The 10,000-nt window shown below is 41.0% G+C and carries 11 protein-coding genes; 6 read left to right on the top strand and 5 right to left on the bottom strand.

Annotated elements, in window-relative coordinates:
- Positions 1-1,262: fumarate hydratase (locus LDL18_RS04840; RefSeq protein ID WP_296507319.1), on the bottom strand; the 1,262-nt coding region annotated here is incomplete at its 3' end.
- Between the two features lie 291 nt (positions 1,263-1,553).
- Between LDL18_RS04840 and LDL18_RS04835 the strand changes: the two genes are divergently transcribed.
- The 5 genes from LDL18_RS04835 (at position 1,554) to LDL18_RS04815 (ending at position 5,142) form a co-directional block, all read left to right on the top strand.
- Positions 1,554-2,303: a TlyA family RNA methyltransferase gene (locus LDL18_RS04835; protein WP_296507317.1), complete on the top strand. Its 750-nt coding sequence runs from the start codon at positions 1,554-1,556 to the stop codon at positions 2,301-2,303.
- 204 nt (positions 2,304-2,507) lie between these two features.
- A complete protein-coding gene (locus LDL18_RS04830) occupies positions 2,508-2,723 on the top strand; it encodes an accessory factor UbiK family protein (protein ID WP_296507315.1) in 216 nt (71 codons plus the stop codon).
- Between the two features lie 128 nt (positions 2,724-2,851).
- A complete protein-coding gene (locus LDL18_RS04825; RefSeq protein ID WP_296507313.1) occupies positions 2,852-3,361 on the top strand; it encodes a YbjN domain-containing protein in 510 nt (169 codons plus the stop codon).
- 50 nt (positions 3,362-3,411) lie between these two features.
- Positions 3,412-4,266: a pyrroline-5-carboxylate reductase gene (gene proC / locus LDL18_RS04820; protein ID WP_296507311.1), complete on the top strand. Its 855-nt coding sequence runs from the start codon at positions 3,412-3,414 to the stop codon at positions 4,264-4,266.
- A 129-nt stretch (positions 4,267-4,395) separates the two neighbouring features.
- A complete protein-coding gene (locus LDL18_RS04815; protein ID WP_296507309.1) occupies positions 4,396-5,142 on the top strand; it encodes a hypothetical protein in 747 nt (248 codons plus the stop codon).
- 237 nt (positions 5,143-5,379) lie between these two features.
- Here LDL18_RS04815 and lipB read toward each other — a convergent pair whose 3' ends face one another.
- The gene (lipB, locus tag LDL18_RS04810; protein ID WP_296507307.1) at positions 5,380-6,030 is read right to left on the bottom strand and encodes a lipoyl(octanoyl) transferase LipB; all 651 of its coding nucleotides are present in this window, start codon (positions 6,028-6,030) and stop codon (positions 5,380-5,382) included.
- Between the two features lie 229 nt (positions 6,031-6,259).
- Between lipB and LDL18_RS04805 the strand changes: the two genes are divergently transcribed.
- Positions 6,260-7,348 carry a WavE lipopolysaccharide synthesis family protein gene (locus tag LDL18_RS04805; RefSeq protein WP_296507305.1) on the top strand — a complete coding sequence of 363 codons (1,089 nt, stop codon included), beginning with the start codon at positions 6,260-6,262 and terminating at the stop codon, positions 7,346-7,348.
- 29 nt (positions 7,349-7,377) lie between these two features.
- Here LDL18_RS04805 and LDL18_RS04800 read toward each other — a convergent pair whose 3' ends face one another.
- The 3 genes from LDL18_RS04800 to LDL18_RS04790 form a co-directional block, all read right to left on the bottom strand.
- The gene (locus LDL18_RS04800) at positions 7,378-8,100 is read right to left on the bottom strand and encodes a glycosyltransferase family 2 protein (RefSeq protein ID WP_296507303.1); all 723 of its coding nucleotides are present in this window, start codon (positions 8,098-8,100) and stop codon (positions 7,378-7,380) included.
- Complete coding sequence (locus LDL18_RS04795) at positions 8,097-9,722, bottom strand: capsular biosynthesis protein (RefSeq protein WP_296507302.1); 1,626 nt, start codon at positions 9,720-9,722, stop codon at positions 8,097-8,099. The genes LDL18_RS04800 and LDL18_RS04795 overlap by 4 nt, the downstream gene beginning before the upstream one ends.
- Positions 9,719-10,000: capsular biosynthesis protein (locus tag LDL18_RS04790; protein WP_296507300.1), on the bottom strand; the 282-nt coding region annotated here is incomplete at its 5' end. The genes LDL18_RS04790 and LDL18_RS04795, both read right to left, overlap by 4 nt.

The raw sequence follows: 10,000 nt of genomic DNA, 5'->3' as shown, positions 1-10,000 counted from the left end.
GCATCACCTCTTTCAGCTTTGCCAATCATGCCGATCAATCCGGTTTCGGCTAATAAACGGGGGGTGAATTTATCCATACGGGTGGCTGTCGTTGGGCCCGCAGGGCCCATTACTTCGCCTTTCACGGGATCAACAGGGCCCACATAATAGATAAAACGATTTTCAAGATCGACAGGCAAGGCTTGCCCTTGGTCTAACAAATCAATCAGCCTTTTATGGGCAGCATCCCGTCCGGTCAGAATTTTACCGGATAGTAATAGGCTGTCACCGGCCTTCCAGTCAGCCATTTCTTCTTTGGTAATGCTATCAATATTGACCCGTCTAACCACGCCATCGCTCTTCTTGGCAATTTCCGGCCAATCATCCAAATGAATTTCCGGCATAACCGCTGCGCCATGCCCATCCAAAGTGATTTCAATATGACGGGTTGCGGCACAATTCGGGACTAATGCAATCGGCTTATTGGCCGCATGGGTGGGATAGCTTTCAATTTTGACATCCAAAACCGTGGTCAAGCCACCCAATCCTTGCGCCCCAATCCCCAATTCATTGATTTTACGATATAATTCCAAACGCAAGGCTTCTTCGTGATTTTGCGCGCCTCTTTTTTGTAATTGATGAATATCAATGGATTCCATCGCTTGGGATTTCGCCATTTCCATAGCCTTTTCGGGATTACCACCAATCCCAATCCCAATAATACCGGGCGGACACCATCCGGCACCCAAATGGGGAATTTGTTCTAATACCCAATCCACAACGCTATCAGACGGGTTCAGCATAGAAAAACGGGTCTTGGCTTCGCTTCCGCCGCCTTTTGCCGCCAGCCGCAATTTCAATTTATCGCCGGAAACCAAATGATGATGAATAATGGCAGGCGTATTATCACCGGTATTCTTCCTGCTGCCATCCGGATCGGCTACCACCGAATATCGAAGACGATTGGAAGGGCAGGTATAAGCTCGTCGCACGCCTTCATTGATCATCTCGTCCAGTGTCATCTCCCCTTCAAAACGCACTCCCATACCGATTTCAGCAAAAACGGTAACAATGCCGGTATCCTGACACATGGGGCGCTTGCCGATAGCAGACAGACGGGAATTGATAAGGATTTGCGCCAGAGCCTCTTTCGCAGCCGGATTCTCTTCTCGCTGATAGGCTTCATAAAGCGACTGAATAAAATCATGGGGATGGTAGCAAGCGATAAACTGTAAAGCATCGGCAACACTATCAATCAGGTCATTTTGGCGAATAACGGTCATAGCAAAAAACGCCTCCTGAACAGAAAAGGCAAGAAAAAGCCGAAAGCTAAAAAAGGCCAATTCATCTTCCGGCGGCGTTGACGGATCGTTTTTCCATTCCCTTTTTAACCAAGGCCAATAGATTGCTGATCCGCTTTCTTGATCGGGCGATTGCAGAGATCCAGAAAACAGGGCATATCGCATTTGCCTTCACAAGGTGACAGCAGATAAATATTTTACACTCAAAAAGAAACTGGCAATCTCAAAATCTTGTCTGATATTCCTGACAAAACAGCCCCTATTAAGGTTTCCATGGCGCAAAAAATAAAGAAAAAACGGGTCGATCAACAGTTAGTTGAACGGGAAATGGTTGATAGCTTGGCCTTGGCACAGGCCTTCATTATGGCCGGAGAAGTCTGGAATAAAGATCGCCGAATTGAAAAAGCAGGACAGCTTTTACCGATTGATGCACCGTTGCATTTGAAAGGAAAAGGCCATCCTTGGGTTTCTCGTGGGGGGATTAAATTAGCGCATGGCCTAAAATATTTCGGCTGGACGGTGGATAACGCCATAGGGCTAGATGTCGGTTCTTCGACCGGCGGATTTACCGATGTATTGCTTCAATCGGGGGCTGATCGGGTCTATGCGGTTGATTCTGGCACCAATCAAATGGCGTGGAAATTACGGCAAGATGATCGGGTTGTCCTCTATGAACAGCTAAGCGCCCGTTTGCTGACAACAGACCATATTCCAGAAGAAGTTGATATCGTCGTTTGCGATGTCAGCTTCATTTCGATTACCAAAATTTTGGAAATCCCTCTTTCCTTTGCGAAAAAAGGGGGTCGCTTATTGGCCTTGGTCAAACCGCAATTTGAAGCCCGAAAAGAGGAAGTCGAAAAAGGCGGCATCGTCCGCAATCCCGAAGTCAGGAAACGGGTCTGTTCAGAGGTCAAAGCATGGCTGGAAACGCTCGGTTGGCATGTCATCGGCCTTGAAAAAAGTCCTATCACTGGCCATGATGGCAATGTCGAATTTCTGCTTGCCGCTGAAAAGATCGGGTAAATTGATCTGAAAACGGTTCTCAATCTTGGATAAAATTTATCCTATCAAAAATCCTTGGCTGTTATGCCGTGGATGAAGTCATTTTTATGTGACAGGATAAAATATTTCCGGTTTTATCTCTTACCCGTAACAACAAGATACTTGTACCGGCTATGATAACCGTCACATCTGTTCTTTAAACGCTGTTAAAGAGTGGAATAGACAATGCAGACAGAAAATCATCTCATTGATGACCTTGTCAAAGTTATCAATGGTGCAGCCGGTACCTTTGTAGGTATGGGACGCGAAGCCGAAAATGTTTTAAAAGATCGTTTGCGGGAATGGATCGGTGGCCTTGATTTTGTCAGCCGTGATGAATGTGAAACGTTAAGAATGCGCGTCGGAGCCTTGGAAGCCGCTTCTAAAAAAGACAATGCCTGAAAATAAAAGGCTGATAGCGGTGTTATTGGCTCCAAAAAGCGAATAAATCCTGATCTTTCGCGTGAATTTTTGATATATATCCGCTAATCAGCCTTTACTATTTTATTCAGCCTTATAGGGGGCTTGTCGTGATTACTGACGAATATGAGTTCACCCATGATGATTTCGGGCCACTCGAGATGCTGGAACAATATTTCTCGGCACATGGCTGGACTTATGAGCGTCAGAGCGATGACGAGGTGATTGCCCATTTTCAAGGTAGCTGGGCGCGATATGAATTACGGGCAATCTGGCGGGAAGAAGATAATGTGCTTCAATTCCTCGCTTTGCCTGATATTCGGGTTACGCCTGATCGTCACGCTGTCTTGTATGAAACCTTGGGGCTTATCAATGAACAGCTCTGGATTGGCCATTTTGAAATGTGGTCAACCTCCGGTATCGTTCTGTTCCGTCATGCCGTTTTACTCGATGATGAAAGCGAAACGGCGCTTTCCCTGATCCAAGCCGGAACCGTGGTCGAAGCGGCCATAGATGAATGTGAACGCTTCTATCCGGTGTTCCAATTCGTGCTTTGGGCAAATAAAAAACCGTCCGAGGCTATTGCCGCTGCCCTGATCGAAACTATCGGGGAAGCCTAAAGGCTTAGAGACTGTTTTCTGACTGATTTTTGACAAAAAGTGATAGCTTTATGAGTGATACCGCATCAGATTTAGCGCCGTTGTTACCCAAAGACCAAGCGCCTTTTTGGGCATTTGGTGCCGGTAACATGGCAGGCAGTATGATAAGCTGCTGGCTCAATAATGGGCTTAATCCCGAAGATATGCTGGTTATCCGTCCTTCTGGCAAGCCCGTTGCCGAAGGTGTCAAGGTTGTTACCAGTCTGCCAGAAGACGGTTCTACACCGGCCACTTTACTTTTGGGTGTGAAGCCACAAATGCTGCCCCAAATCGCTCCGACATTGGCACCCTATATCACGGAAAAAACAACCCTGATTTCTATTCTTGCAGGCGTAGAATTGGAAACTTTGCGGCATTTCTTCCCGAAAGCCAAAAACATTGTTCGTGCCATGCCCAATCTTCCAGTGGCGTTAGGGAAGGGCGTTGTTGCCCTTTGCGCGGACAAGCTCGCAGATGAACAGCGCAAATGCATTGAAAAATTGGCTTCAACGCTTGGTCTCTTTGAATGGGTTAACGAAAACCAATTCGATACGGCCACGGCACTTGCCGGATGCGGGCCCGCTTTTGTGTATCGCTTCATTGATGCCTTGGCACAGGCTGGGCAAAAATTGGGACTGACTGCGGATCAGGCTTTACCCATGGCCATCGCTACAGTCGAAGGCGCAGCAACCATGGCAAAACAAGCCGATATTACACCTGCTGAACTCGCCGACAAAGTCGCTAGTCCGGGCGGCAGCACAAGAAAAGGTATGGATGTCCTTGATAAGGACGAAGCCCTATATCAATTGATTGATGCGACCTTGGAGGCTTCTTTCAAACAAAATCGTTATATGGCAGAACAAGCCAAGAAAAATATTGCTCGATAGGCTAACAAAATCGACTACAGCTCCTTTTTAAGATGCTCTAAAAGGTGCTTTTAGCGCGCAGTTTTCTTTACAAAGCTGCGCGTTTTTCATCTTCAGATATCCGAAATCTCATCGCTTTGAGCCTCTAATATGAAATCCTATATTCTCATCGCCCGACCTCGCCTTAATCCCACCGGTAAACCCGTTGTAAAATTGCTCATTCAGCATCAAGAGACACTCAGCAAAGGAACGAATGGCCTTGTCGAAGAGGCGATACTGCTTATCCGCTACCGAATTATTGGCGGAATTCTATCCGACTATCAAAAGCAAACATATGAATTTCCGGCCTGTTACGTTAGTTACTACGGGGATAATGGCACAATTTCTCTCACAGGATCTTCGCCTCTCGAAGGTGCTGTCTATTTAGATCCTGATTGTATTAGAGGCAATCGAGTGGGATCATTCTTGATGAATCAGATTGTTCAATGGGCGACCCAATGGCCAAAGGCTGATATCAATCCAATAGAATTATCGGCTTATCAAGGACATGGTGAACACAAATGCCGCCGCAACCGATTTTACGAACAATTTGGGATTAAGTTCGACTACATTGATAACACGCACAGCGCAGGGATGGGACGTCCAATGCAGGCTGGATCTCTGATTCCATGGACAAAACTGCCCGATAATCTTACCGTCATCGGGCTAGATGACTATCTGGATGAACAGAAAAACACTTTGTTCTCTACCCAGCTTGATCTGATGGCAGAACAGAAACACTCTAATCTTTTGCAAGCCGAATTGAGTAAAATTTCTAATTCTCCTTTCTGCTTTGCCATCAAGACTATCTGGAAAAATTATAGCCATATAATTGGAGGGGTATTATTACACAGATGATTTTTCTGTCTTTGTATCACTATGGATTTTCAATCTTTTATAGCTTTAAATAAACAACTCCCCACTATGATTTTGGGTAAGCGCTGCACCATATCTATTCATTAAATTACCAGCACATCTTTGCATGATAGGCTACAAAAAACATGGAAGTAAGAGCCGACGGCAATCACTTCTGCACTGACCGCGACGTCTACATAGCATGAATTCCAGTAACAACAGATCTTGAATAATAGGGAATTAAAACGCCTCTTTTGATTGCAAGGCTTCTAAAAAACGCGGGAAACGATCGGCTAAGGCTTGATCGACTTCACTCATACGCAGCTTTTTCCCCAAGGCATGAAGGCTGGTCACACCGAATTCGCTGATACCACAAGGAATAATGCCGGAAAAATGCTCAAGATCAGGGCATATATTTAAAGAAAAACCGTGAAAACTAATCCAACGCCGAACTCGGATACCAATCGCTCCAATTTTAGCTTCGCCGTTGGGGGTGTTGACCCAAATCCCAATCCTTTCAGGATGACTATAGGCCGTCACCCCAAATTCAGCGAGGCTTTCAATAACCCATTTTTCAATAGAATGAACAAAACGCCGAATATCATTACCGTGTTTTCGGATATCCATCATCAAATACCCAATCCGCTGACCGGGGCCATGATAGGTATATTTACCGCCTCTTTCTGCCGGATAAACAGGGAAACGATCAGGCATTAACAATTCCCGCTCATCCGCACTACTTCCGGCAGTATAGAGGGGCGGATGCTGCAAAAACCACACCATTTCAGAGGCTTCCTGATTGGCAATATCCACCACCCGCTTGGTCATTTCCGAACGGGCATATTCGTAATCTGTCAGCCCCTCACTGACCCGCCATTCAATAGAAGACATTCAATCATCTCATTGATTTAACTGTACAATTATTTGTAAAATTTTATAGTATATATTCAGATTTTAGATAATCATATCGATTCCTCTTCATTTAAAAAATTAAAAATTTATTTAGTGTTTCTATAGAAGGTTTAGTGAAAGTATATTCAATTTCTTGGCTTAATTTATGCTATAATAATGTTCAATGATACTATCGCATAAACTAATAAAAATATATGAGAAAGCTAACATGGTATCTTTACAAGAAGAATTAGACGGTAAAGGTGGGCTGTCCATAATAATGCAAGGCTATATTGGCATAAAAAATATAGTATATATTGCAGATGCATCTAGAATATGGAGGAAGTTATTCCCTAAATCGTCAATTATAAATGTCATATCTTCTAGTGATTGTATTTATTTAAATGAAGATAACGAATTTCAACTATGTAAAGAATATTTAAAGGATAGATTGATATCCTCTGCTTTTGATATAATCAAAAAAAATTGCGATAAGATCACTATTTCATCTTTTCAGACACCGTTACCCAAGATGAAAAGTGATAGTCCCGGCATTAACAATATTAATTTAATGATTGCGGCGGCCAAAACTGGGCTAGAGTATTCAAATAGTAAATATACATTGCGCATACGAAATGATCTATTTTTCTGTGATAGAAATTTCGTCGATTTTTACGAAAAAAAGATTAAAAATCCTCTGAAGAATAAATCTATACTTAAGCAAAGAGTACTTGTATCTGAAATATTCACACTGAACCCTCTTACAATATCAAAAATGCCATTTCATTATAGCGATTGGTTTCATTTCGGATTAACAGAAGATATAAAGAAAATATGGAATTCTGTGGATTCTTATCCATTCGAGTATGCAGTATGGTATCGTCATAGACATCATAGTCAAAATTCAAATGTAGTAGAGAAACGTTTCTATACGCGTTTTGCGCCGGAGCAATGGGTCAGCTTCCCTTTTATAAAAAAGCAATATCCAGAGCTCGTTTTAGAATATCACAATGATACAACATCGCTCATTGATTCTATTTTTATTTTATATGATAATTTTATCATACTAGATATGCATGAAGCTCATGCCTATATCGAAAAATATCAGAGTATCATTAACAATATGAGTAACTATACTAGGGTCGAGTGTTTTTCTCAAAATACTCTCGAAAATATAGTTAACTTCTCCCATGACGAAATTAAAAAACTGTTTGTTGAAGGTAAATACGCATCTCCCCCGAGAAAAAAAATAATGAGATTGTTTTATAGAAGAAGATTAAAAAAGATATGGTCTTCTCTAAATAAAAAACTGCCTTAGAGTAACATCTAAGGCAGTTTTAAAGAAAATTATTTATTTAAAATTTCTTCATATTCACTGGGTGTTCCACAAAAAATTATTTTTTCTTTTTCTACGAGGTTATAATGAATGTTTTTACCATCTTTTATTAAATGATTGTAAAGAGGAGCGATATACAACTCATTCATAGAAGGCGACTGACGCTCTTTATCCAATGCAGTTATGAAGGATGATGCTGTCGCAAAATGATACAAACCATCACAGCACAGAGATGAAATCGGGTCTTTTTCTGTAGTCCGAGCGACAAGAGGTTCTTCCGCGTTTTCGACTTCACCAACATATGACCAATTCTGACCTTCACCATGGAAGACTTCCAAATAACCGTCAGAATGAGCAAACCATTTTTGTTGAGGGAAACGAAAGTTTTTTCGAAAAGTATCTATGTTAAATACTGTAATCGGCGTTTTACCATCAATTTTTTCTTTTTTAACTCCAATCTCTACAGTTTCAGCCTGTCCAGATGTTTCATGCTCGAGTATAACAATACGGGCATCTGCAATTCCCAGCTCACTCGTTTCTTTTCTAATGAATTCTGGTGTTTCTGCGATATTTCTAGCGATAAAAAGAAAAGGAGTATTGTTAAAATACTCAGAAAAACTTTCGATTGAATGCTTGAATACACTTTTCCCTTCCAAAGGGAGCATATATTTGGGTAGCTTATAACCAGCTTTAGAAAAACGACTAGAAAGACCTGCCATTGGTATAACAATCATTTATTTGTGCTTTCTAAATTAGAAAATAATCTCAATGCATTAGCAATATAGGCTGCCTGTCGATCTGGACGATCAGCATGAAGCGGGAGCATAGATAAAAATAAAGCTATGGTAATAGCCTGAATTTCCAAACTATTTGTGGGAATATTAGCTATAATTAACTCTGAAAATATTTTTTTTAACCAATCCCTCTGTTGGGATTTTTCAAATTCAATAGAAAAGCTATAATCATTATCTTGATTTAGACTATAGCGACCCGCGATAATTAGATCGTATAAACCATTTATTGAATGTGAATATTTTGCGATATCGTATCTGATGTCACCATAGATATCTAAATATTTATCAGCAACATAACCGCGTGGATCAATAACAGATATTCGACTATTTCGTGAATTATAAAGTATATTGCTGAAGCAGAAGTCACCATGCATAATGGTAGAGAATTCTTCAGAATTTTCAGAAATCATAGTCTGGAGAGACTCTGCTATTTTTAAAAGAGAAGGTGTATTACGGCCATTAAACTGAAGTGATTTTTCAATATTAAAACCTGTCTCTTCAGCATATTTTTCTAACCTACTGATAGTTTTACTTCCCATAAGCATATTCATATAATGATCTCTAGGTTTCTCTCCTCTGTATTTGTTGCAGGTTTCTAAGAATGATACAGAAGAATTTAAAATTTTCTTCCATGTCACTTTACCAATTTCTGAAAAAACGAATAATTCAGATAAATTAGGTGTATATTGATACTCTGTCGTATAAAATGTTCTACTACCTTCTGTCCCTTTATCTAATAAACGGGCGCTGTAAGGCAGTAAGCTTGGAGGAAGATTCGCAAACCAATGAGCCTCAGCTTCCATTTTGAAATGGTCAGTTGAATATTTTTTAACTTCGCTGTCTGTTATTTGTAAAGAATTAAACGCTCGGGACGTTGAAACCATCCTCCGAGAATGAAAATAGGTCTGAAGGTGGCCAAAATCATACCAATCTTCAACATATTCCATTTTCATCGAATAACGTTTATTATATAGATTAAGCCCTTTAATAAAATCATAGCGTGCACGAACCATAGCTCGCACTAGTTCACTGCAACTGGAAAAAGCAAAATAACCACAAGCAACAGAGCGATCTAAATTACGTTCAGTTGCGGCTTCTATCAATTCAAAATTATCAATTTGATTATTGGTATGATTGATAGCTGCCCAACAGTAATCATCTTTTTCTGGATGTGCGGCAGCAACATCTAATCCATTGGGTAAACGATTTAAAACCGTATCCCCGTGTAATATCCGTATACTTGAGGAATATGCACTGATGCTATTGATAGCAAGAACAATAGCCTCCCCTAACTCCAACCCGTCTGGTATGAATATGGGCGTTACTCCTTTTTCTTTTAGGTATTGGAGGTCATGACATGGAATTTCAAAGCTTTCTGGCAAAGTAATATAGATCGGTATTACTTCTTTTGTGTCCTGCTTTAAACAGGATATCTGCTTATCATATAAACGTCCAACGCCTAGAGGTAAAAACGCGGGAGGAAGTGGCCCAAATTCAGCAATAAGCTCATTGCTAATATAGGCCCCTGACATAATCAGGTTAATGGGGTTGGAAGGGATCATAAATGCGTTTCAATCAGTTGGTTGATTTCATCAAGAGAAAAATTTAAAAATTCAGATGGTCGTATTGCACGGTCGTCAATGTAAAATCCGTCATTGCCACACCATGGCTTGCCAACATAAATTTCATCATAGGGGACATCGTGTTTTTTTAACCAGTCCAAGATAATAGGAAGTGTATTCGCATTAATTTTACCAACAGACCCATTATAAGTACGCATATTGCGTGCTGTCTGTATCAGAATTTCAAAACCCTGAGACTTATACTCTCTCAGTTTTTC

The sequence above is a fragment of the Zymomonas sp. genome (genome assembly GCF_020216885.1).
In the GTDB taxonomy this organism is placed as follows: domain Bacteria; phylum Pseudomonadota; class Alphaproteobacteria; order Sphingomonadales; family Sphingomonadaceae; genus Zymomonas.
Note: the sequence above shows the minus strand (reverse complement) of the source record. Positions and strands in the feature narration are given on the sequence as shown.

What these genes read in the sequence shown, in the direction of transcription:
- LDL18_RS04800 (WP_296507303.1), bottom strand. Translation starts at nt 8,100, where the DNA reads ATGATTGTTATACCAATGGCAGGTCTTTCTAGTCGTTTTTCTAAAGCT.
- lipB (WP_296507307.1), bottom strand. Translation starts at nt 6,030, where the DNA reads ATGTCTTCTATTGAATGGCGGGTCAGTGAGGGGCTGACAGATTACGAA.
- LDL18_RS04835 (WP_296507317.1), top strand. Translation starts at nt 1,554, where the DNA reads ATGGCGCAAAAAATAAAGAAAAAACGGGTCGATCAACAGTTAGTTGAA.
- proC (WP_296507311.1), top strand. Translation starts at nt 3,412, where the DNA reads ATGAGTGATACCGCATCAGATTTAGCGCCGTTGTTACCCAAAGACCAA.
- LDL18_RS04815 (WP_296507309.1), top strand. Translation starts at nt 4,396, where the DNA reads ATGAAATCCTATATTCTCATCGCCCGACCTCGCCTTAATCCCACCGGT.
- LDL18_RS04830 (WP_296507315.1), top strand. Translation starts at nt 2,508, where the DNA reads ATGCAGACAGAAAATCATCTCATTGATGACCTTGTCAAAGTTATCAAT.
- LDL18_RS04795 (WP_296507302.1), bottom strand. Translation starts at nt 9,722, where the DNA reads ATGATCCCTTCCAACCCCATTAACCTGATTATGTCAGGGGCCTATATT.
- LDL18_RS04805 (WP_296507305.1), top strand. Translation starts at nt 6,260, where the DNA reads ATGGTATCTTTACAAGAAGAATTAGACGGTAAAGGTGGGCTGTCCATA.